13 protein-coding genes and 3 pseudogenes are annotated in these 24,645 nt (G+C 41.6%); 9 read left to right on the top strand and 7 right to left on the bottom strand.

Going from position 1 to position 24,645, the window contains the following annotated elements:
- Position 1: 1 nt before the first annotated feature.
- Positions 2 to 2,455, top strand: a complete 2,454-nt coding sequence (locus P4S60_RS19955; RefSeq protein WP_337117234.1) for a S9 family peptidase — start codon at positions 2 to 4, stop codon at positions 2,453 to 2,455.
- A gap of 132 nt (positions 2,456 to 2,587) precedes the next feature.
- On the opposite strand, the gene P4S60_RS19950 is transcribed toward P4S60_RS19955, so the two are convergent.
- The gene (locus tag P4S60_RS19950) at positions 2,588 to 3,493 is read right to left on the bottom strand and encodes a LysR family transcriptional regulator (RefSeq protein WP_337117233.1); all 906 of its coding nucleotides are present in this window, start codon (positions 3,491 to 3,493) and stop codon (positions 2,588 to 2,590) included.
- Between the two features lie 110 nt (positions 3,494 to 3,603).
- Between P4S60_RS19950 and P4S60_RS19945 the strand changes: the two genes are divergently transcribed.
- Both P4S60_RS19945 and P4S60_RS19940 read left to right on the top strand, forming a co-directional pair.
- Positions 3,604 to 4,362, top strand: coding sequence for an SDR family NAD(P)-dependent oxidoreductase (locus P4S60_RS19945; RefSeq protein ID WP_337117232.1), 759 nt, complete (start codon positions 3,604 to 3,606; stop codon positions 4,360 to 4,362).
- Between the two features lie 91 nt (positions 4,363 to 4,453).
- Positions 4,454 to 5,071: a LysE family translocator gene (locus P4S60_RS19940; protein ID WP_337117531.1), complete on the top strand. Its 618-nt coding sequence runs from the start codon at positions 4,454 to 4,456 to the stop codon at positions 5,069 to 5,071.
- Positions 5,072 to 5,129: 58 nt separating this feature from the next.
- On the opposite strand, the gene P4S60_RS19935 is transcribed toward P4S60_RS19940, so the two are convergent.
- Entirely contained in the window at positions 5,130 to 6,038 is a 909-nt protein-coding gene (locus P4S60_RS19935; RefSeq protein WP_337117231.1) for a LysR family transcriptional regulator, read from the bottom strand.
- A gap of 118 nt (positions 6,039 to 6,156) precedes the next feature.
- Here P4S60_RS19935 and P4S60_RS19930 point away from each other — a divergent pair.
- A pseudogene (locus P4S60_RS19930) lies at positions 6,157 to 8,134 on the top strand (ligand-gated channel protein).
- Between the two features lie 75 nt (positions 8,135 to 8,209).
- Here P4S60_RS19930 and P4S60_RS19925 read toward each other — a convergent pair.
- From P4S60_RS19925 to P4S60_RS19915, 3 genes are read right to left on the bottom strand one after another with little or no spacing between them, the layout of a single operon-like run.
- Positions 8,210 to 9,130: a sugar kinase gene (locus P4S60_RS19925; protein ID WP_337117230.1), complete on the bottom strand. Its 921-nt coding sequence runs from the start codon at positions 9,128 to 9,130 to the stop codon at positions 8,210 to 8,212.
- Positions 9,130 to 10,617 (bottom strand): UxaA family hydrolase, encoded by a 1,488-nt coding sequence (locus tag P4S60_RS19920; RefSeq protein ID WP_337117229.1) that lies wholly within the window; start codon positions 10,615 to 10,617, stop codon positions 9,130 to 9,132. The genes P4S60_RS19925 and P4S60_RS19920 overlap by 1 nt, the downstream gene beginning before the upstream one ends.
- A 2-nt stretch (positions 10,618 to 10,619) precedes the next feature.
- The gene (locus P4S60_RS19915) at positions 10,620 to 12,077 is read right to left on the bottom strand and encodes a tagaturonate reductase (RefSeq protein WP_337117228.1); all 1,458 of its coding nucleotides are present in this window, start codon (positions 12,075 to 12,077) and stop codon (positions 10,620 to 10,622) included.
- Between the two features lie 285 nt (positions 12,078 to 12,362).
- Between P4S60_RS19915 and P4S60_RS19910 the strand changes: the two genes are divergently transcribed.
- From P4S60_RS19910 to P4S60_RS19895, 4 genes and pseudogenes are all read left to right on the top strand, one after another.
- On the top strand, positions 12,363 to 13,352 hold the full coding sequence (locus P4S60_RS19910; RefSeq protein ID WP_337117227.1) for a TRAP transporter substrate-binding protein: 990 nt from the start codon (positions 12,363 to 12,365) through the stop codon (positions 13,350 to 13,352).
- The gene (locus tag P4S60_RS19905; protein ID WP_054562500.1) at positions 13,349 to 13,834 is read left to right on the top strand and encodes a TRAP transporter small permease; all 486 of its coding nucleotides are present in this window, start codon (positions 13,349 to 13,351) and stop codon (positions 13,832 to 13,834) included. Before P4S60_RS19910 ends, P4S60_RS19905 begins: the two co-directional genes overlap by 4 nt.
- Positions 13,834 to 15,134, top strand: a pseudogene (locus P4S60_RS19900) (TRAP transporter large permease). Before P4S60_RS19905 ends, P4S60_RS19900 begins: the two are co-directional and overlap by 1 nt.
- Positions 15,135 to 15,222: 88 nt before the next feature.
- A pseudogene (locus P4S60_RS19895) lies at positions 15,223 to 16,238 on the top strand (LacI family DNA-binding transcriptional regulator).
- A gap of 35 nt (positions 16,239 to 16,273) precedes the next feature.
- Here the strand turns inward: P4S60_RS19895 and uxaC are convergent.
- A complete protein-coding gene (gene uxaC, locus P4S60_RS19890; protein ID WP_337117226.1) occupies positions 16,274 to 17,716 on the bottom strand; it encodes a glucuronate isomerase in 1,443 nt (480 codons plus the stop codon).
- Between the two features lie 288 nt (positions 17,717 to 18,004).
- On the bottom strand, positions 18,005 to 20,785 hold the full coding sequence (locus P4S60_RS19885; protein ID WP_300358634.1) for a TonB-dependent receptor: 2,781 nt from the start codon (positions 20,783 to 20,785) through the stop codon (positions 18,005 to 18,007).
- Positions 20,786 to 21,492: 707 nt separating this feature from the next.
- Between P4S60_RS19885 and P4S60_RS19880 the strand changes: the two genes are divergently transcribed.
- Positions 21,493 to 24,447 carry a glycoside hydrolase family 2 protein gene (locus P4S60_RS19880; RefSeq protein WP_337117225.1) on the top strand — a complete coding sequence of 985 codons (2,955 nt, stop codon included), beginning with the start codon at positions 21,493 to 21,495 and terminating at the stop codon, positions 24,445 to 24,447.
- Positions 24,448 to 24,645: the final 198 nt, after the last annotated feature.

Genomic DNA, 24,645 nt, shown 5'->3' with positions numbered 1-24,645 from the left:
CATGAAAGCATTCAAATTGCTTTTTGCGCTGGTCATTGGCGCAGTTGTTTGCACACCCAGTTTTGCCAATCAAGGTTATCAAACCCCATCGCCTGCACTGGCTGCTGTGGTTGATGCTAAGCTTGCGCCGAGTAGTTATTTATCGAATGATGGCCAGTGGTTGGCGTTATTTGATAGAAAACGCATCGATACCTTACAAGACTTAGCCAAAGAAGAGTTAAAGCTAGCGGGGATTAAGCTTAATCCAGCTAATTTCTCGCGCTCGAGAGAACGAAATAAATTTACATCTTTAGTGCTTAAGCATGTCGAAACCGGTTCTGAAATTGTTGTATCGGGTTTGCCAAACGGTATTTTACGTTCACCAAGTTGGTCAAGCGACAGCCAGTACTTGGCGTTTGTGGTTGAGCAAGCAACGAGTGCTAATCTATGGGTTTATAATGTAAGTACTAAACAAGCCCGCCAACTCAGTGATACCTCGCTGAACTCGGTTTTAACCAGCACACCTTACACTTGGCTGCCAGATAGTAGCGCCATTGTTGCTAATGCCGCGGTCAATATTGGTAAAACGCGCATCAGCAATGACAGCACGCAAGTCGTGCCGGTTATCCAACAAAGCAGTGGTGAAAAAGCACCTGCGCGTACTTATCAAAACTTGCTAACTAGCCCATATGATGAAGCGCAATTTAAATTCTTTGCACAAAGCCAATTGACTTATATTCCACTCAGTGGTCAAGGCCAACCAATTGGTCAACCGGGCTTAATTAAATCATTTTCGGTCTCGCCTGATTCTACCAATATTTTGGTTGGCATGATTGATGAGCCTTTCTCGTATCAAGTGCCTTACAGCCGATTTGCTGCAACTTGGCAAATTTGGGGCATGCGTGGCTATACGCTAGCAGAGCTTGCGAAGCAGCCTTTAGCTGATAACATTCCACAAGGCTATGACAGTGTGCGTACTGGTCGCCGTGATTTTCAATGGCGAGCAGATCAAGGGGCTGAGGTCATTTGGGCAGAAGCGCAAGACGGCGGCGATATGAAAACCGACGTGCCTTATCACGATCACCTTTATAGTCTAAGAGCACCTTTTAAACGTGATGCACAGTTATTTGCTAAAGTCGAACGCCGATTTGATTCAATCGCTTGGGGCAATGGCAATGTTGCTTTGTTATCTGAGTGGCGCTTTAGCGACCGACAAGAGCGCGTCTTTGTAATTCAACCGCGTAATGCGGATAAAAACCGCGTGCTATTTTCAGAGCGCAGCTATAACGATGCTTATAAAGATCCAGGTTACCCAATTTATGAAAAGAATGATTTAGGCGCTGACGTATTAAAAGTCGTTGGTGGGCGTTATCTTTTCTTACGTGGTAATGGTGCCTCTGAACAGGGCAATATTCCGTTTTTAGACCGTTATGATGTAAAAACCAATACCACAACACGCGTTTGGCAATCAGAAGCGCCATATTATGAGCGTGTGCGTGCCATGCTTGATGACAAAGGTGAGCGTTTAATTACTATTCGCGAATCTAAAACTGAGCAACCTAACTTCTTTATTCGCAACCTAGACGATAAAACCCTGACCCAACTTACGACTTTTGAGCACCCTTACCCAGAGTTTAAAGGAGTGACTAAAGAGTTAATTCGATACAAGCGTGATGATGGCGTTGAGCTTAGCGGTACGCTTTATTTGCCGCCTGGTTATGACTCAACTCAAGGCCCGTTACCAGTTCTAATGTGGGCTTATCCGCTTGAATACAAAGATAAAGCCGTTGCGTCACAAATGCGCGAATCGCCTTATGAGTTCACTTATATCGGTTATTGGGGACCAATGCCTTATCTTGCAAAAGGTATTGCTGTATTTGACGACCCGAAAATGCCAATTGTGGGTGTTGACGGTAAAGAGCCGAACGACTTATTCCGTAAGCAGCTGGTGGCAAGTGCTAAGGCTGCGGTAGATGTACTTGTTGAAAAGGGTGTGGCAGATAAAGACAAAATTGCGATTGCCGGTCACTCTTATGGTGCCTTTATGGTGGCGAATTTATTAGCGCACAGCGACTTATTTAAAACCGGTATTGCCCGCAGTGGTGCTTACAATCGCACCCTAACGCCATTTGGTTTCCAAGGTGAAGAGCGTGATTTTTGGCAAGCGCAAGATGTGTATGCGGCTATGTCACCGTTTTTCCACGCTGAGAAAATCAATGAGCCTATGCTGATGATCCACGGTCAAGAAGATCCAAACTCGGGTACTTTCCCAATGCAAAGTGAGCGTATGTATGCTGCATTAAAAGGCTTAGGTAAAGAAGCCCGTTTAGTGATGTTACCTTATGAGGCGCATGGCTATCGTGCTCGTAAGAGCTTGCTGCATGTACTTTGGGAGCAAGAGCAGTGGTTAGATAAATACTTATTAAGTGACGAAAAACCCGCAGAGCCAGTTGCCGCTGAAGGTGTCACTCAGTAATTATTTAGTTACTTATATAAAAAATCCCCGCCCTTTAAGCGGGGATTTTTATTTTAACGGTAGTGTTTTTGTTATTATTAGAAGCCGCTTTAAAAGAATCGATTTAACAATGAGCCGAGCATTGACGTAACACTAACTCTGCGTAATCGGTTTTAATTGCTCACTTAACCAATCAATAAACACTCGGGTGCGCCTTGGTAAATGGCGTCGATTTGGGTAGACGATATTCATAGGCATGGGTGGCAAATTATAGTCAGGTAAAACTTGGATAAGTTCACCACGGCTGAGCTCGTCGAGAACCCCATGACGAGGCACTTGAATAAGGCCAAGCCCTGCTAAACACGCTGCTTTATAAGCATCCGTATTGTTGACTGTGAGCTGCGATTTCATGGTCAGGGTTTGCCAATCGCCTTGTGTATCTTGGTACTCAAAGCCGGGGTCAAGTTGGCCGAGTGTTTGGCTATAGCGAACAATGTAGTGCTCGGCTAATTCGCTAAGTTTTGTGATGTTGCCATAGTTTTTAATATAACCTGGGCTTACACAGTTAATCATCGGGCAGTGGCCAATTCTTTTCGCAATCAGCGATGAATCTACTAAATGACCGACTCGCACTACACAATCAAAGCCTTCTTCAATTAGGTTAACTCGTCTGTCAGAACTACTCAGTTCAATCTCTAATTGCGGGTGTGCAGATAAAAAGCTATCTAGATTCGGCAGCACTAAACGTCTGCTAATTGGCTGTGGCATATCTACTCTAAGACGCCCTGATAACGCTTCGTCTTTTTTATGAAATAGGGTTTGTAGTTCGTCTATATCAGCAAGCATATCTTTGCAGCGCTGATAAAAAACTGTGCCTTCATTAGTAAGCGTAACTCGCCTTGTTGTGCGGTTTAAAAGCCGAGCACCTAACGTATCTTCGAGTTGTTTGACCAACTGCGAGACAGATGATTTAGGCATGCTCAGTGCAAGTGCTGCAGCCGAAAAGCTTTTTAACTCGGCAACCTGAACAAAGGTTTTCATGGCATTTAGTTCATTCATGATTGTTTTTTATTTACGAACAGTTAATTCAATTTTACATGGTTTATCTGGATTTGCAGTGTAAATATACTGGTTGCTCACAATTACTTCAAAGCAAAAAGGTAAACACGATGAGCAACAAAATTGCAGTGATCACTGGTGGTAATCGCGGTTTAGGTAAAAATACAGTTTTAAGTTTGGCACGTAAAAACATTGATTGTGTATTTACTTACAGAAGCCATAAAGATGAAGCACAGCAGGTTGTAGAGGAAGTAGCCGCTCTGGGGGCAAAAGCCGTCGCCATTCAACTTGATGTGAGTGATATATTAGGTTTTGCTGAATTCAAACAAACACTTGAAAGTACCTTAACAACACAATGGCAAACGTCTCGATTTGATTATTTAATTAATAATGCAGGCCATGGCAGTGACAGTGCATTTGCTGATACCAGCGAAGCTATGTTTGATAATTTGATGAATGTACATGTAAAAGGGGTGTTTTTCTTAACGCAAACATTGCATGAGATGATCAATGATGGCGGGCGTATTATTAATTTATCTTCAGGGCTGACACGCTTTGCATTACCAGGAAAAGCGGCCTACGCCACCATGAAAGGGGCCGTTGAGGTATTAACCAAATACATGGCAAAAGAACTTGCTGGTCGCAATATTGCCGTGAATGTTGTTGCGCCGGGCGCAATTGCCACTGATTTTGGTGGCGGTGCTGTTCGTGATAATGAGCATGTTGCGCAATTAGTGAGTTCATTTACAGCCATGGGACGCGTTGGCCAAGCTGATGATATTGGTCCTATGATTGCGCAGCTACTTGGTGATGAAAACCGTTGGGTAACCGGACAACGTATTGAAGCATCGGGCGGTATGTTTTTATAAGCCTGTTAGCAATCGCGTGTTTGTTTGCTTATTTAAGTGAATGTGATTTAATCGCTTTCTCTTTTTAAGCAATAAACATGTGATTGCATTTATGCTCGATTTAGCAGTACTCGCGGTTTTTATTCCGACCTTTTTCTTTGTTTCTATTACACCTGGTATGTGTATGACGCTCGCCATGACGTTAGGGATGAGTGTAGGCGTCAGACGTACGCTGTGGATGATGGTCGGCGAAGTGTTAGGTGTAGCCACGGTAGCCATTGCTGCGGTGATTGGGGTTGCCAGTATTATGCTTAATTACCCTGAGTTATTTGCCTTTTTAAAATACCTAGGTGGCGCGTACTTAATATACTTAGGTGTTAATATGTGGCGCGCTAAAACCAGCTTTAAACCTTACGATGATACACAGCAACAAATTGGTCGTGGGCAATTATTCTCGCAGGGTTATATCACTGCCATTGCAAACCCAAAAGGGTGGGCATTTATGATTTCTTTACTCCCTCCTTTTATTAATGTTGATTTAGCGGTTGCCCCTCAGCTTGCCGTATTAGTGAGCATTATTATGCTGAGCGAATTTATCTGTATGTTGATTTACGCAACAGGCGGAAAGAGCTTAAGGCTGTTTTTAGATAAAGGCGATAATGTGAAGTGGTTAAACCGTATTGCTGGCGCGCTAATGATGTGTGTGGGCGTTTGGCTGGCGCTGGGTTAACGCTAATTTGGATAATACCCATCCGCATACGGCAAATGGGTATTATCCTTGTAGCGTCTTAATCAACTAACTCAACTTGCTTAGACACATGGTTAAAGCACAGTTTTAACGTATCAATGGCAGTTTTTGTTTTTGCCGCTAAGCTGTCTCTGGCAGGTGTTACGGCATAAACAGTGTAATTTGGCATTGCCCATTCGGGTGCAATTTCAACCAGCTCTTTCGATTTTAATAAATGCCTTACTTCTGGCTCTGGTAGCACGCCATAGCCAACACCATCACACACTAATTTAATTAAGCTTTGCATATTATTTACGGTGATCTTCGCTTTCGGTAACGGCTTACTTGCCAGTGTTAACGGGTTAAACGCATTACTGTCGGCGTTGCTGTGCGCGATACGGGCAAAGTTACCAAGGTCTTCCCAGCTGGCTTTATCAAGTTTGCTAATTGCATGGTCTTTATGAGCGCATAGCTTTAACGGCCAAGTTGCTAATTTACGAGCAACGAGGTTTGAGTCAGTTAATGGGCCAATCGCAATCGCTAGGTCAGCGCCGCATTTGATCATATCAATTGGCTCATCAGTCAAAATTAGCTGAATACGTAAATCATCAAACTCGTTAATTAAGCGATCTAATGGCTCGCTTAATAGGCCGCCGCCAAATCCCACCGGCGCAACTAATTTGAGCTCGCCACTGGGCTTATTTTGTAATTGTTGCAATTGCGTACTGGCCTGATCCGCCAGTGCCAGTATTTTTAAACAGCTTTGATAATACAGGTGGCCCGCTTCGGTTAACGTGAGTTCGCGGGGGCTGCGGTTAAATAGGCTTAATCCGATTTCTTGTTCTAATTGCTTAATGTGTTGGCTGACAGCCGATGTGGTCATCGATAACTCTGCAGCTGCGCTGCTCATGTTGCCCGTTTCAACAGTACGAGAAAATACACGCAATGTTTTTATCAGCTTGGAATTCATGGTTCAGGCCTTCTTAATTCAGTTTTAAGAAATCGTAAATTGTGAAAATTGGGACTTCTCATTAGTATGCAAACGCTAATTATTATCATTTATAAATAAAAAGTCACGGAGTATTATTATGACGAGGGTTGTTTCTTCTGTTTTACCACTCACCGCTGCTGTGTTAGCAGGTCTTTCCCATTTTGCATACGCTGATGACAAAAAACAAGACATGGAAGTCATAGTTGTATCGGCTTCCGGTTACGAGCAAATGCTTAAAGAGGCACCAGCCAGTATCAGTGTTATTGACCGTGAGCAGCTTGAAAAACGTTTTTACCGAGATCTAACCGATGCAATGACCGACGTTCCCGGTGTAGTTGTCACCGGTGGTGGCGACAGAAAAGATATCAGTCTTCGTGGTATGGCAAGTCAATATACTTTAATTTTAATTGACGGCCAGCGCCAAACCTCACGCGAAACTCGTCCAAACAGTGATGGCCCAGGTATAGAAGGGGCATGGACTCCACCTATTTCAGCGATTGAGCGTATCGAGGTTATTCGTGGTCCTATGTCTTCACTATATGGCTCAGATGCAATTGGTGGTGTTATTAATATTATTACCCGTAAAACACCAGAAAAATGGTACGGCGAACTGCGTTTAGATAGCACGATTCAAGAATCAAGTGACTCGGGTAATATCAACCAAGGCAGTTTCTTTACTGCGGGTGGCTTAATTCCTGAGTTATTAGGTATGCAGTTATCAGGTCAATTTTCAAAGCGTGATGAAGACGATTTTGAAGCCGGATTTCGTGGCAAAGAGCAAAGCAATATCAAAGCGAAGTTTATCTTAACGCCTTCTGATAACCACGAAATCATGCTGGAAGTAGGCTCTGCAAGACAAAAACTTGACGAAACATTAGGTAAAACAGTTGCTCCTTTAGCTGAAGGTGAAAGTTGCGGCCGTAATGGTTGCCCAGAGTCATCAACCACAGAGTACGACCAAGAAAGCTACTCACTAAGCCATAACGGTTTTTATGATTTTGGCTCATCACGCAGTTACTTAAAGTACGATAAATTTGATAATACTTCGCGCGAAATGTACGTCGAGAATACCGATGCGCAAACCAGCTGGACGCTGCCATTTACTGATCACAACGCAACACTTGGTGCAGCTTATTTAAAAGAACAGCTTGATGATTACACAAGTAACAAAATTAGTGATCTAACGCATGTAGAGAACGAGCAGTGGTCAGTATTTGCAGAAGATGAGTGGGCAGCAACGAAGCAGTTTAAACTCACTACCGGTCTTCGTTATGACCATGATGGCAATTTTTCAGGCCATTTCAGCCCGCGTTTATATGGTGTGTATACAGCGACTAAATCATTGACGGTGAAAGGCGGCATCTCAACAGGCTTTAGAGCACCGAATATTCGTCAATCTACCGCGACTGTGGGGGCAAGTGAGCCGAGGTGGTAATATTTACGGTAACCCAGATTTAAGCCCTGAAAAATCAGTAAACTACGAAATGGGTATCTACTATGATGCTAGCCGTGATTTATCACTTTCAAGCACAGTTTTTTACAACGAATTTGAAGATAAAATTACCCGTATTTCGTGCCCATTCACCCAGTGTACTGATGGACCAAACCAGTTTGGTTCAATGCCAACGACCTATGTCAATGTGGATGAAGCCGTTACACAAGGCTTTGAGTTATCAGTATCTTACGACATTACCAGTGAGCTTGATGTCAGTGCCAACTACACTTACACCGATTCTGAGCAAAAAACCGGTGAATACAAAGGCAGCCCACTTAATCAATTACCTAAGCATATTTTACAAACTTCAGTTAATTGGCGCCCGGTTGATAAGCTAGGTACGTGGCTGCGTGTTCATTACCGCGGCGAAGAAAGCCAGCCGACAACAGGCCCGTCGCAAGACAGCTTAATTGCGCCAGATTACACCTTGGCTGATATTGGTGGTAACTACGATTTAAGCCGCAGCATTAAGTTAGGGTTTGGTGTTTATAATCTGTTTGATAAAGAAATCACTGAAGCTGAATACGGATATGTTGAAGATGGTCGACGTTATTGGGTCTCTCTAGGCTTTAACTTTTAAATAATTATTAAGTTTTTCGTATTTGCAGGTTTAACCACTAAGTTAATTGGTGGTTAAACCTTATTTTAGTAAAACTTAGGTTGTTATCTCAACGATAGCGCCGTAGTGCTGAATGACTTGCCCTGCAATATAATTTCCTTGTTTTGCGCATTTTTCAATAGCCTGATCCTGCAGCCAAGCAGCTAAAAAACCAGCATTAAATGCATCTCCTGCAGCTGTTGTATCAATGATTTTATTAATTTTATTGGTAGGATAATGCGTTGCACTTTGCTGCTCTAAAGTACTGTATTGGCAACCATTTCCACCATCTTTAATTACAAGTTCTTTAACGCCTAATTCATGAAGCCACTCTCTACAAGCTGAAATATCTTTGCAACTCCAAATCATTGCTTCATCATCAAACGTTACCAAAGCTAGGTCGGCTAATTGCGCCATCCGCTTATTAATATCCTGACAGTATTGCATCGAATGCCATAACGAAGGCCTGTGATTGCTATCATAAATTATTTTTACACCTGCGCGCTTTAAGTTTGTCAGCTCGTTAAGTAATGCATAGCAATCATCTGGGGACAAAATTGCCAAACTAATACCTGATAAATAAACAGCATCAAACTCAGTTAACTTATTGATGATATTATAAAATTTGGGCTGCTGAACAAGGTGCTTTGCTGCAGAATTATTGCGCCAATATTGAAAAGAACGCTCGCCATGTTGGTCTGTTTGAATCATATAAAGGCCAGCATGTCTTTGCTTATCTTTGAGAACAAAGTCACAATTTATTTGATAATCCTGCCAACGAGCTATCATAGCTTGGCTTAATGCATCTTCACCCATGGCAGTGAAGTAACAAACATCAATTCTTTCGCCCGCTAATTTCTTTAGGTAAATTGCGGTGTTCATGGTGTCACCACCAAAGTTTTGCTGCATGGCTGTGAATAGCTCGCCAGACAATTCCACCATACATTCTCCAATAATGGCGACTTTTTTAGCCTGCATTAAAGAGTGACTCCTTTTTTCCAAATGGCGACTTCACGAATATCATTTATTTCGTTGCAAGTTGGCTTACCGTTTACTACCTCAACTAATAAATCGACAAATTCCTGATGCACTTCAGGCATGCTTTTACCGCTGACTAGCACACCAGCATCAAAGTCTATCCAGCGCGTTTTTTTATTTGCCAGCTCTGAGTTAGTAGCAATTTTTAAAGTCGGCACAAAGCCACCATAAGGCGTACCTCGACCGGTTGTGAATAACACAATATGACAGCCTGCAGCGGCAAGTGCGCTGGTGGCAATGGGATCATTACCCGGTGCATTAAGTAAATTTAAACCAGCGACACTTAAGCGTTCACCATACTCAAGCACAGCCTGTACTTTGCTTGTGCCAGCCTTTTGTGTACAACCCAACGACTTATCTTCTAATGTACTAATTCCGCCTTTTTTATTGCCAGGAGATGGGTTTTCGTAAATAGGCTGATTGTGTGCTTTGTAATAACCTTTAAAGTTATTAACCATGCTGACAAGTTGATTAAAGGTCTCTTCATCTTTACAGCGAGACATGAGCAATGTCTCTGCACCAAACATTTCGGGGACTTCCGTCAGGACTGTCGTGCCCCCTTGAGCGATTAAGTAATCAGAGAAGTAGCCAAGCATAGGGTTGGCTGTGATCCCAGATAGGCCATCACTGCCTCCACACTCAAGGCCAAATTTTACTTCACTGAGCTTGCCGGTTTCCCGCTTATCGTGTTTAACAACGCTGTAGATTTCTTCTAGCAGAGCTACGCCATCTTCAACTTCATCATCAGAGTGTTGTGAAATTAAAAACTTAATTCGTGATTCGTCTATTTCACCTAAACCCGCTTTAAAAGCAGCTAATTGGTTATTTTCGCAACCTAGACCAACGATTAACGCGCCACCGGCATTAGGATGTAAGGCCATATCTTGCAATAAAACTTTTGTGGTTTCTAAATCATCGCCTAACTGTGAGCAGCCAAATTGATGTGGAAATATGTGTACGCCATCAATTTCAAGGTCAGCATGGTTACGTAAAAACTCATCTTTCATTTGTTTTATCATGCCATTCACGCAGCCAACGGTTGGGATCAACCATATCTCGTTGCGAATACCAATCTCACCATTGGCACGACGGTAAATGTTAACCTCAGGTGATGGCTCCTCGGGGGCTTGTGCAACGAACTCTGGCTGATATTGGTATGTTAATTCATCATGTAACGTTGTTTTGATGCAATGTGTGTGCACCCATGCGCCAGGATTAATATCTTCAAGTGCAAAACCAATTGGGGCGCCATATTTAATGACTCGCTCACCCTTAGCAATCGGCTTAAGCGCAACTTTATGACCCTTATCTATGTCTTCTAACGTGGTAAAAGAAAAGCCTTCAAATTCGATTCTTTCATTTGCATTGATTGGCTGTAAGGCAATGGCCACATCATCAGTATTATGAAGTCGTAATAGTCTGCTCATGGTTATGATTCCAATAAGTTAACAAGCGTTTGTTCAACTGAGCTTGATAACATTAGACTTAGTTGCTCAGTCACTTTTTCTGTAAGGCCTGTAATTTCATTTAAGTCTTTATCCCAATGCCAGTTTGCAGCTAACACTGAGCTTACTAGCTCATAGGTTGTTATTGACCCTTGCTGATGTTGTTGCCATTGCTCGTTGAATAAAGCCAACCACTTTGGATTGTCGGCTAATTCAATTTTGTTGCCATTTCGCTCGCCACGATAAAACAATATTTGCCCAGCTAAGGCTGTTGCGATGAGTGGTGGTACAGTTTCGTTGTCGCTAATATATTGCTCTAATTGAGGTAACAGGCGTGTTTTGAATTTAGTCATGCTATTTAATGAAATAGACATCAGTAGGTGACATATATAAGGGTTTCTAAAGCGGTTTAAAACGTCATTAGCGAAAACCTGTAACTCTTCTTTAGGCAAGGATAGAGTAGGGATGATTTCATCAAATATCAGTTTAGTAACATATTTTTCAAGAAGAGGTGAAGCGAGAGCCTCGCCAACCGAATCAATATTTGCCATATAGGCAAGTGGAACCATAGCAGTATGCGCACCGTTCAAAATAGCCACTTTACGCTGCTTATAAGGCGCAATATCGTCAACAACCTTAATGTTTAAGTCACTGCTTTTAAGGTGTAATACATCAGCTAAATGCTGTGGCCCTTGGATCACAAATAAATGAAAGTATTCTGCTGTTACCATGAAGTTGTCGTAATAACCGCATTGTTGCTGTAAAGCTTGATGTTCATCGCGCGGAAAACCAGTCACAATACGGTCAACGAGAGATGAACAAAAATGATTGTGCTCGTTAAGCCAGTTCACAAACTCGCTTGGTAAATCCCATAACTGACTGTACTGCAATACAATCTCTTTAAGCTTTTCGCCGTTATAATCAATAAGTTCGCAAGGAATTATGATCATGCCACTGCTGCTTGCACCATTAAAGTGCTTGAAGCGGTGGAATAACCATTGCGTTAGTTTTGCAGGAAATGCTTTTGCAGGTGTACCAGATAACTTGTCCTCGGGAATGTATTCAATGCCGGCTTCTGTCGTATTCGAAAAAATGACTTTAAGGTCGCTGTTCTCAGCAAGCTTTAAATAGCTGTCAAATTGTTTGTAAACAGGGATTTCTTCGTTAACACAGCTAATAATACGCTGCTCAGAAACAGCTTGGTTTTGCTCATTGATACCACGAATAATACAGGTATATAAGCCATCCTGTGTATTAAGAAGTGGCAGCGAGTCGTAGTCGATGGGTCTGATGATAGCAACACCGGCATTTAAACCGGTTTGTTCGTTAAGCTTATCTATTTGCCAATCGACAAATGCACGTAAAAAATTGCCTTCTCCAAACTGCATTATACTCGTTGGATATTTGTTTTTATTAAAGTTTTCACGATTTAAAGTTTGCATTTTTGTGCCCGCTATTAGCATTGTTACAGTGTATTACAGAACATAGTAGTTAATTTTGCCACCGGTGGCAAATAAGATTTGACAATTTGCTACCGGTAGTCAAAACTGGCCTTTAACAAATAAGTAATATAATTAACGTTTGTTATAGCTTTCCATTTAAAACTCACATAAATTTTTAAATGGTTACGCAGGTCATAGCTTGGATTGCCGTGTACCTTAATGAAATATAAAGGATTATATAAGACAACATGAACACACAACTGAACACACAAAGAAGACACAACAATGCATAAAAATCTTCTGAGCACGCTATTTATCTGCTGCTGTTTACTTTTTATCAGTGCTTGCAGTGACGACAACAAGGTTATTCGCTTAACAATGGCGCATACATTAGATACTCGCCATGTTACCCATCAAGCCATGGAGTATATGGCAGAGCGTTTAGCTTATTACTCTGATAATCAAATGGAAATTGTGATTTATTCCGCAGCACAATTAGGCACGGAAAGAGAGTTAATAGAGCTATTACAAATCGGTAGTCTGTCGATGACAAAAGTATCGTCAAGCCCACTTGAAGGCTTTGTGCCTCAAATGAAAGTATTTGGGGTGCCTTATTTATTTAACGATAGTGAGCACTTTTGGAAAGTACTTAATAGTCAACTTGGGCAAAAATTGCTTGATGACCTAGCTGTAGCTCGACTTAAAGGGCTTGGCTATTATGATGCGGGTAGTCGCAGTTTTTACACAACAGATGCTGCTATTAGAACGCCCGATGACTTAATTGGCAGCAAAATTAGAGTTGTAACTAGCCCAATGGCTATTGCTACTGTGCAGTCTTTAGGTGGCGCTGCCACTCCCATTGCGTGGGGTGAACTTTATTCTGCGCTGCAACAAGGAGTTGTCGATGGTGCAGAAAATAACCCACCTAGCTATTACTTATCCCGTCATTATGAAATTGCGAAATATTACACTCTAGATGAACACACTTTTGTGCCTGACATAGTAGTTGCTAGTCAAAAGGTTTGGCAGCAATTAACGACTCAGCAGCAACACTGGCTGAAGTTAGCAATGCAAGATTCTGTTACTTACCAACGTAACTTATGGCAATCAGCATCTGATCAGGCATTACAGGCCGTTGTTGATGCGGGTGTTGAGGTTATTTACCCAGATAAACAAGTGTTTCAAGATAAAGTAGCGCCATTTCATGCTTCATTCAAAGGCACGCCTATCGCTGCACAAATTGCGGCAATAAAAGCGATGCAGGAGGCGTTATGAAAGAGTTTAACGCGAAAATAAATCAGCTCATTGAATGGGTATTAATTGTTGCGATGTTTGCCATTGTTGCAGTCGTTAGTTGGCAGGTGTTCTCACGCTTTATTTTGCGGTCTCCTAACTCTTACACTGAAGAACTTGCTCGCTTTCTACTTATGTGGATTGGCGTTTTAGGTGCTTCGTATGCCTATCGTACCCGAGCGCACTTAGGGCTTGATCTTTTCTATCAAAAGATGATTCCAACGATACGTCGTAAGTGTTCATTTTTAATTGAGTTTTCAGTACTGATTACCGCGCTCAGCCTATTAGTTTATGGAGGCGGTATGTTGATGAACTTAAGCTTTGCATTAGATCAACGTTCAGCTGCACTGGGGATCAATATGGGGTTTATTTACGCTGCTTTGCCAATTAGCGGCGTACTCATCACATTTAATTGCATTGAAAATATCATTTATTTTTTTAGACAAACACAGGAGCAAGAATAATGGAAATGACAGCCATGTTGTTGCTTGTTTGTTTTTTCACACTGCTGCTAATCAATGTACCGATCTCGATTAGTATTGCTCTGTCGACGTTGTTAGCACTGGTTTTGCACATGGATTTTACCCCAGCGGCAACGACTATTGCGCAGCAAATGATAGGGGGAATAGACAGCTTTGCACTACTGGCCATTCCGTTTTTTATTCTATCGGGTCTGATCATGGGGCAGGGGGCATTGCTAGACGTTTAATTGAATCAGCTATGGCTATGGTCGGTTTTTTACCGGGCGGTCTAGCGCTGGTCAATGTGATGTCTTGTATGATGTTTGGCGCAATTTCTGGTTCAGCAGTAGCGGCCACATCGGCGATAGGCAGCTTTATGGTGCCAGAAATGAAAAAGCACGGTTACAGCGAAAACTTCGCCGCCGCGGTCACGGCCAGCGCAGCAACCACGGGTATGCTAATACCGCCAAGTAACATCTTAATTATTTATGCTATAGCAAGTGGCGGTGTGTCGATTGCGGCACTGTTTGTTGCAGGGTATTTACCAGGTATTTTGCTGGGCTTAACACTGATGTTGGTTTGCGCCATCTATTCTTTAAAAAACAACTACCCCGTAGCAGCTCGTTTACCACTTGCTTTAGTTTTAGAAAAAGTGATTGCAGCCATCCCTAGTTTGCTACTCATCATAATCGTTATTGGCGGTATCATAGGAGGTGTATTCACAGCCACAGAAGCCGGGGCTGTCGCTGTATTATATGCACTGGTTTTAGCTGTTTTTGTGTATAAAGAATTATCGCTAGATGAGTTACCTAAACTATTACTAAAAGCCTGTGAGACAACGGCAATCGTGATGCTCATCATTGCCGCTTCTAGTGCGATGTCGTGGGTTTTATCCTATTCACATATTCCGCAAATGGTGAGTCAATTTTTCTTAACCTTAAGTGATAACCCATTACTAATTTTGTTATTAATCAATCTCATTTTAATATTAGTGGGGGCTTTTATCGATATGACACCTGCTGTGCTTATATTTACTCCGATCTTTTTGCCTGTTGCCGCACAGTTTGGCATGTCACCAGTGCAATTTGGGGTAATGATAGTGCTTAATTTATCAATCGGTTTGGTATCGCCGCCGGTTGGTAGTGTATTGTTTGTCAGTTGCGCTGTAGCAAAAACTTCGCTTCATAAAATCATTAAGCCAATGCTGCCTTTGTATTGTGTGATGTTTATGGTGCTTATGTTGGTGACTTATTTACCTGCCATAAGTGAGTTTTTACCTCGCTTACTAGGGTTGATTGATTAATAAAAACAATTGCTTTGCTAGAGTTAACAGCTTTTATGGATAAAAGCTTGGTGCTACTATAGCTGAGTTAGTTATTTCGGAATCTTCTATGTCAGTGACAATTAATGATATTGCCCGCTTATCGGGGGTATCAAAACGTACCGTTTCGCGTGTAATAAATAGCTCACCTGCGGTAGGTGAAGCAACACGTGAAAAAGTGCTTGAGATAATAAAGCAAACAGGCTTCTCGCCAGATAAGCAAGCCAGGGGTTAGCCTCAAGCCGTTCGTATTTGTTAGGGCTAATTTATGATAACCCTGATGCACTCTATATTGATGAAGTGCAACGAGGTGCATTGAGTGTCTGTGCTGAATTAGGCTACGAGCTAGTGGTACATCCTGGTTCTGCAAAACGCGAAGACTTTGTTGATGACTGCTTACGCTTTATTGCTCGTTCAAAATTAGATGGCGTCATTATCTTGCCTCCGGTATCAGAAAACAAAGAGCTTGCAGCAGCTTTAAGAGATGTTGATTGTCCTTACGTAAGGCTTGCATCAGTTGATTTGGATGACGCTGATAATATTGTTGTATCTGACGAGCGCGCAGCAATGCGTGATATGGCTGCCCATTTAGTTGAATTAGGCCATCAGGACATTGGCTTTATTTCTGGCCCACAAAATTATCGTTCATCAATAGAACGTTTAGCTGGCTTTTTAGCTGAATTGCAGGTTTATGATGTAAATTTACCCTCAGAATATATTGTTGAAGGCAAGAATAGTTACGACAGTGGTTTAGAGTGCGCTAGGGAGTTGTTAAACAAACAACCTAGGCCAACAGCAATCGTTGCTAATAATGATGAGATGGCCGCAGCAGTGCTTCGTGTGGCTAACAACCAAGGCATTAAAGTGCCAGAACAGTTATCGGTCGCGGGGTTCGATGACAATATTCTTGCATCTCGGATCATTCCATCGCTGACAACAATACGCCGGCCGGTATTTAATATGGCATGCTTAGCAGTACAAAAGTTGATTAATCGCTCTCGAGGTAATCAAGACAAACTACCAATGCCAAAAACAGTAACGCCGCACTTGGTGACACGCGAATCAACATCTCGAGTTCCTGAGTAAGCACGACATTATGTCAGTAATGCCGTGCTCGATTTTTATAAGTTATACGCTTTTTTAACCAACCCATAAGTCAGTTGATAAGCAAGCTCATGGGCTGTTTCAATCGTTATTTGATGATTTGTAACAAGCTCTGCTAAGTAGCGGCAATCAACTCGACGTGCTACATCATGCCTTGCTGGAATCGATAGGAAAGCTCGCGTGTCATCATTAAAACCGACCGTATTATAGAAACCTGCGGTTTCAGTTGTTTGCTGACGAAAACGCAGCATACCTGCAGGGCTATCATGGAACCACCATGCCGGGCCTAGTTTTAAACTAGGGTAGTGACCAGCAAGCGGTGCCAGCTCACGACTGTAAGTCGTTTCATCTAGGGTAAATAAAATGATTTTTAACTTTGGATGATTACCATATTTACTTAAAAGAGGCTTAAGCGCATTAACATACTCGGTTTGGCTTGGAATATCTGCGCCTTTATCACGTCCAAATTGATTGAAAATTGGCTGGTTATGATTACGATGTGCACCAGGATGAATTTGCATCACAAGGCCATCTTCAATACTCATCCCTGCCAGCTCCGTTAGCATTTGGCCACGAAATAGCTCTTGCTCTTGTTCTGTTGCGTTACCTGTGCGGCATTTTTTAAATAATGCTTCACATTCAGATAATGATAGATCAGCCGTAATCGCACTTGGGTGACCATGGTCGGTTGCAGTTGCTCGACCTTCTTTTTTAAAGTAAGCGCGACGAATGCGAACTGCTTCTAAATAACCTTGCCAAGTACTGGTATCTTGATCTGTTAACTCACCAAGCTTAGCGAGGTTGTCAGTAAAGTCTTCTCGGCTCGCATCTACAACATCATCAGGCCTAAATGTGGTTATAACTCGTTTGGCCATGGCCGTTTCAGCCATCTCTTTATGATGTTCAAGTGAATCTAATGCACCTTCAGTTGTTGCTATGAGCTCTATATTAAAGCGGTCCATTAATGCTTGTGGTTTATAAGTATCTGTTGCAAGTTCAGCGGTGATTTTATCGTAGTATTGTTGTGCGTTTTCAGAGTTAAGTTTTTCTTTAAAACCAAATACATCACAAAAAACGGCATCTAACCAGTAGCCACTTGGTGTGCCTGCAAATAGATAATAGTTATCTGCAAAAATCTGCCAAGCTTTTTTGGGATCTGCATTGTTTGATCGTGTTAAATCACCATCGATACCATGCTCAGGAATACCAAGCTCGGTTAGCTCAATACCTTGGCTGTAAAGCATTCTAAATACATAGTGATCTGGTTTTATAAAGAGTTCAGTGGCATTACCAAAGTTAGGGTTTTTATTAAACCACTTTGGGTCTGTATGGCCATGTGGGCTGACTATTGGAAGATCTTTTATTTCTTCATAAAGCTCTCGGGCAACACTAACAATTGCCGGGTCACTCGAAAATAGCCTATCAGGGTGAAGTGAAAGCGGCTGTGATTTAATTGACATAAGGTTCCTCAAAATCTTGCGTTGCCAGCGGTGGCAAAATTTAAATATGTAATGACTAAACTTAATTAGCAGTGAGTAACTTAGGCACGTTAGTTGTTTTTTAATGGCCTAAGACTGTTATTTATGCAATCAACTTTAGCAAACATTGCCACCGGTGGCAATGTTGTTGCGCGGAGATAAATCTAGTCTATCTAAAATGAAAAAAGCACCGACCCTGAAGGTACAGTGCTTTATTTTCTAACTTGATGGGGAAATCAAATAAACCTTCCTTGGTTTTGCTAAACTTAGTTAGAAGCTATAGCGGAATCCTAAGCCGAATGTACGGCTATAAATAGACGCTGAGTCGTTTAGAACAGTTGGTAACTCGTAGTATTGACGATAAACCTCATCTGTTAGGTTTGTTGCATCAAATGTCACAACTAAGTCTTCAGTGACATCGTAACTTACTTGGAAGTCTAAACTTTGTTCTGGTCTACGATACACTCCTCGTGGATGAGCGAAACGACCTGAGCCATAACGGTTTAAGAATGAGTCACGCCAAACGTAAGAGAGGCGAGTGCTGAAATTTTCTCGTTCATAAATTAATACACCGCTGTAAGAGGTATCTGAAACACCAAATACGCTTCTGTTTGTGTATCCTGTTAACTCACCTTCGTTGCTAAAGATTGGAATGTCTTGATCCGAATCTAAGAAGGTACCACTTGCTTGAAGGCCAATGCCATCTAACCACTGTGGAACAGATTCAGGGAAGTAAACTAAGCCAACTTCAACGCCTTTCAGAACACCATTGGAGGTGTTGCCAGGTTGAGAAAGTATATAATCTTCCATCTCACCTGTTTCTGGGTTTGGAAATTGAGCTTGGCGTAATGAATCAAAAACAAATCCTTCAATATCTCTGTAGAAGTAGGTCGCATACGCTGAGCTACCTTCATTAAAGTAGTATTCTAGTGAGAAGTCATAGTTCGTAGATTCAACTGGGCGTAGACTTTGATTACCACCGCTTGCGTTGCCGTAGCCAACATTTGTAGTGTCTGGACGTAAATTAATAAAACTATTTAATTGGCCAAACTCTGGGCGGCGTAAAGTTTGCGTATAAGCAAAACGAGTAATTAAATCATCGCTTAAATGATAGCGTAGCGTTAAATTAGGTAAGAACTTTGCGCTACTATTTCGGCCAGTACTCTGTACTATGCCACCAACTTCTCCATCCCAGTGGTAAAAGTCCATGTCAGCGCCTGCGTAGGTATAGCGAAGACCAATATCACCGTCTAATCGATTACCAAAAAGTTGTGTTTCAAATTGGCTTTGCACATATGCAGCCCATGAAGTTTGGTCGATATCGAAGTTCTTTTGTAGCGTCATTCGACGCTCGCCATCGGCGCTATCGTAGAAATTAAACGTATCACGATACTCTGCACGGTTTTGCCATAAGTTTTTTGCATTAAAGGCAACCCATGATCTCGGCAAGTCACTTTTCCCATCAAAGAAATCACTATTTACGTAGTGCGCATCTGAGCCTAGAGATGCTAATGGAATAGGGTTAAATCGATTAGAATCGCGACTGCTGCTATCAGCTGTACGTTTATCATAACGAACACCTGCTTTAGCTTTTGTAAAGATACCCCAGTCAACATAGAAGTCGAGGTCAAGCGTGAATGTTAAGCCATCACCATTATCTTCACCGCCGTTGTCGAACATGGTACTGGTGGTCCATAAGCTTGGATCGGTTAAATCAAGTGGAGTACCAAACTCTTCATCGTAAACAGTCCATGCCATGATGCCGTCTTCATGATTGAAGTCTGCCATGACAAATGGAAAACGAGTATTTGCCTGCATAGCAACAAACTCACGTTCATATTTACTTGTTTGATAGACTAGCTCAGATTTTAGTGTTGCATCTTCAGATAGCGCCCATTTACCACCTAATGCAAACATGTAGCTATCAGTTTGGCTTTTAGAAAAGTCGCCGCTGGTAAATGCACCTGAGTCACCCCAAGCACGAGATTTGATGACATTTGTGCCTTCAAACAAGACAGGTTGAGTCACCGTTTCTACCCGTGAAGAATCTGCGTATGAGAATAGTAGGTGGTTATTACTTTCGTTGCGGTAGCCATTGTAAAATGCTTCGAAAATATACTCTGATGTATCATTTGGTGCCCATTGAAATGACAGGTTTACTGCTGGGCGTTCACGTTTACCAGTTAGATCTGACTGGTTTAATGCGTCACGACTTAGATAGTACTCAACCTCACTGTCAGTTGCAGGGTCATACATGGTTGCCCCTGGCGTTCTGTCCATACCGTGCTCAAGGCCAGTTGGCCATGGGTAAATACGATTTAAGTTATCAGCTCTAAATGGTACGAAACCACCTGGTGCACTATTTTCATCTCGGTAGCTGGTGCTAGCAAATGAAAGGTTAATTAATGCGCCTACATCACCAACAGATGACTCCCAGCGATTGCTGGCAAGCACACTTACGATAGGATCGGTTTCTTCAGACTGGTCTTGATAAACGCCACGGGCATTGACCACAACCTTTGAGCCTTCAAAATTAAATGGACGTTGGGTGCGAACATTAAGCTGACCCGCAATACCGCTCGCTAATTGGCTGGCATTTCGTGTTTTGTAGACTTCTACACTTTCAAGAAGTGCCGCAGGTATGTCTGCAACAGCAAGTTGACGCCCTGCTGCGGTGAACATTTCTCGGCCATTAATTGTTGTTGTAACATCGGTTAAGCCACGGATTGTAACAGTATTTACTTCACCCGATGCGCGGTCTGTTACCTGTACACCTGTTACACGTTGCAGAGCCTCAACAAGGTTATTATCAGGAAACTTACCAATATCTTCGGCAACAATCGCATCAACAACCTGAATTGATTGGCGCTTGATATTAACGGCTTTATTTAAGCTGCTTCGGATCCCAACAACTTCAATTATTTCAAGGGAATCATTGTTGTCATTTGCTTGAGCGTTTTGTGTTTGCTCTGCAGCCTCATCTGCTGCATAAACACATTGCCCAAAAAGGGCCATACAAATTGTGCTGGCTAATGTCGTTTTCTTAAACATTTAAAATAACCTCCAAAATTATTTTAATGCGAATCAATAACAGAAGTTATTTGATTCAGTGTTAAATCAGCATCATTAGAAAAACCTCTAATGTTCGACAAGGTGCTGATATCGTATGTTTTTTTATTAAGTGTATTTTTCCTGCATTTTTGCCACCGGTGGCATTTTTAGCCAAATAGTTACACCGCAAGTAAGCATGCCAGGCTTGTTGTGTTGTCTTCATCCCCCTAACCACGCTCCTAAATTTTATAACACAGAAAATTTAGATGTTTAAGTATTATTATATTCTTTTTAATATTTTGTTACATGTTTCTGCTTATTTTCTAAAATAAGTTGTTTTTTATCAGGTGTTTATTTTTTCGGTGGAATTTCGAAAAAAGAGCATGAGAATGTAGTTACTTAGCAATTCGTATTATTTTTATGCTTCATAAAGAGAGGGTTCAGTTGTAGTGCAAGGTTTGATTTCTTTTTGGTGCAAGACAAAAAACAAATAACTTTATTGTTAATTTATTTATTAAAATTAATGCAGTAGGTCGTTTTTTAGCGTCAAATATGATGAGTAAAACACGCGAACAAGGTGGATGAAACCTCAAAATGCTACCGGTGGCAATTATATTATGATATGTATATACTTAATGGTAATATTAGCTTGTGTAGACTAAAAATTTTCTAAAAACATTATAATTTCAACAGTTAGAGGAACACATATGAGGAAGGATTATTTTGGCCGGCTTGAAAAAAAGCTAAGGTTAATAAGCAAACCAGCATGGTTTGAAACCAGTATATTAAGAAATGCGTTTATCGCTTGCTTGAGCTTCTTGGTTGTAGCCTGTAATAGTCAGCAAAGTGTTGACATTCAGCCTAATGATGACGCTAAAACAGACATAATGATGTTAAGTGGGACTGGCAGTGATGATGCGGTGAAATGGGACTTTTACTGTAGTGAAGGGCAAAACTGTGGTCAATGGAGCAAAATAGATGTTCCTTCTAACTGGGAGCAACAAGGCTTCGGTAACTATGATTACGGCTACATCCCAGATAAACATAGCGAACAAGGTATTTATCGTCGTGATTTTACCCTACCTGCTGATTGGTCTGGTCGCAAAATTGAAATTGTTTTTGATGGTGTGATGACAGATGCCACTGTGTTTGTGAACCAACAACAAGTGGGGCCAACCCACCAAGGTGGTTTTTATCGATTCAGCTATGACATAACGCCATTTTTAAAAAGTGGTGAAGCTAATGAGCTAAAGGTTGTGGTAGATAAAGTTTCGGCTAACAAAAGTATTGAAGCAGCAGAACGCGCAGCAGACTATTGGGTGTTCGGTGGTATCTATCGTCAAGTCTTTTTGCAATCTTTGCCACAATCTCATATTGATTGGGTTTCATTAGATGCAAAAGCGTCTGGTGAATTTAAAATGGATGTTTATCTTGAAGGACTTGATAAATCAAATGCTTCTACTGTTGAAGCACAAATTTTAGATTTAGATGGCAACCCTGTAAGTGAAACGTTTAATGCCACACTTAATGGTAACAAAGTGCACTTAGCCACTAGTGTTGACTCTCCTGAGCTTTGGAGCGCCGAGACGCCTAATTTATATCAAGTACGTATTGATTTAAAAGAAGGCTCTAAAACTCTACATAGTTTCGATAAAACCTTTGGCTTTAGAACTTTTGAATTACGCCCACATGACGGCTTATATTTAAATGGCGAAAAAATTATCCTTAAAGGGGTTAACCGTCACAGCTTCCGTCCAGCAACTGGACGTACTATGACTAAACAAGCCAGCATCGATGACATTAAGACGATGAAAAGCATGAACATGAATGCTGTTAGAATGTCGCATTACCCACCCGATGTGCACTTTTTAGAAGCGGCAGACCGTCTTGGTATTTATGTTATTAATGAGTTAGGCACATGGCAAAAGCCAGTTATTGATACGCCATCAGCGAGACGCTTAGTTGCACAGCTTGTTAAACGCGACCAAGCACACCCAAGTATTTTATTCTGGGCGAACGGTAATGAAGGCGGTTTTAATACCGATGTTGATGATGATTATCACCTTTATGACATTCAAAACCGTCCAATTCTTCATCCTTGGGAGTTGTTCCGTAATATCGATACTGATCATTACCCAACTTACTCTGAACTAGTAGCTAAAAAAGCCCGTAATGAAGTGTTTTTCCCAACCGAGTTCTTACATGGCTTGTATGATGGTGGCCATGGTGCTGGTTTGAGAGATTTTTGGGACTTCATGATGTCAACTCCTGTTGGTGCCGGTGGTTTCTTATGGGTGTTTGCTGATGAAGGTGTTGAGCGTACAGATCAAAATGGTCGTGTTGATACCGACTTTAACCATGCGCCAGATGGTATTGTTGGACCTTATGGCGAAAAAGAAGCGAGCTTTTTTACAATTAAAGAGATTTGGTCACCAATCCAAGTTGAAAACTTAAAGAATGGCCAGTTACTTGCTGGTTCTTTTGACGGTCAGTTGCAAGTTAAAAACTTGTATGACTTTGTTGATCTATCAACTATGTCGCTCGAATGGCGTTTATATCAGCCAGTGACTGCGTTTTCTGATAAAAATCAGCTTGTGGCGAGCAATAAAGCCACACTACCTGCAATTAATCCAGACTCGACAGGAACAGTACAATTGAACTTACCTGACAATTGGCAGCAAAATGGTTGGTTAGAGGTTGAATTTTTTGACCAGCAGCAGAATTCAATTTGGACAGATGCTTGGCCTATCCAAAGTACAGCTAAACTTGCAAGATTAACTCAAGAGCAATTTGAAAATCAGGCACCAGCAACTAAACCAGCTCAAATTGTTAGTCAAAACGAATCTGAGTTAGCGGTTAAGGCTGCTGATAGAACAATTATTTTTGATGCAACGACAGGTCTATTAAAGTCATACAGTAAGCAAGGTCAAACTGCGGCGTTGACAAATGGTCCTAAGCTACTTCGTTCTGATAACTCACTAAATAAAGGGGTTTATAATGGTATTGGTTCATGGCTAACTCATGATCCAAATGCTGAGAAAGAAGCGCAACAAGATAAAAAACCGACAGAATTAAAGTCTGAAATTATTGCTAATGATTTAGTGATTGAAGTGATGAACCCGCCAGCAGGCATCACTAAGCTAACGTGGACTGTTCACCCAGAGGGTCATTTATCAATGGATGTTGATTATTGGCTTGACGGTGAATACATCCTTCATGGTGTTGGTTTTAATTATCCGAAAAAAGCAATTGAGCATAAACGTTGGTTAGGTGATGGCCCTTACCGTGTATGGGCTAACCGCTTAGAGGGCGTAAACTACTCTGTTTGGGAAAATGATTATAATGAAGGGGTTGCTGGCGAGCGCTGGGAATTACCAGAGTTTAAAGGGTACTTCTCAGATATTCAGTGGCTTACATTAAGCTCAGAGCAAAGTGAAATCACTTTCTCTACTGCAACTCCAGATCTATATGCGCGAGTTATGCAGCCAGATGATGGTGAGCGTCCTGATAATACATTAACACTTAAGTATGATGAAGAAATTAGCTTCTTACACAGAATTAGTGCAATAGGGTCTAAGTTCCACGCTGCACATCACCTTGGCCCACAAGGTCGACCTGTGGCAGAAAGAGGAATAAACAATATCAAGCTAACGATATACTAATTTATAAAGACTCATTCGTTTTAGTAAAAGCGCTGCAGAAATCTGCAGCGCTTTTTTGTTTTAATCCACTTAAGTGCATCAATTAAAGGTGGTTATTTGGGATTGGAATTTATTGGTAGTGTAGCACTATAGTTATAGTTCGCTTTTTAAATAGTTCTACTACATTGGGTTAGTCATCAACTGACAGACAACAATGAT

Origin of the sequence: Pseudoalteromonas sp. Hal040, assembly GCF_037162425.1 — a bacterium.
GTDB classification, from domain to species: Bacteria; Pseudomonadota; Gammaproteobacteria; order Enterobacterales; family Alteromonadaceae; genus Pseudoalteromonas; species Pseudoalteromonas gelatinilytica.
The sequence above is the reverse complement of the archived record's forward strand: the minus strand, read 5'-3'. Positions and strand labels throughout refer to the sequence as shown.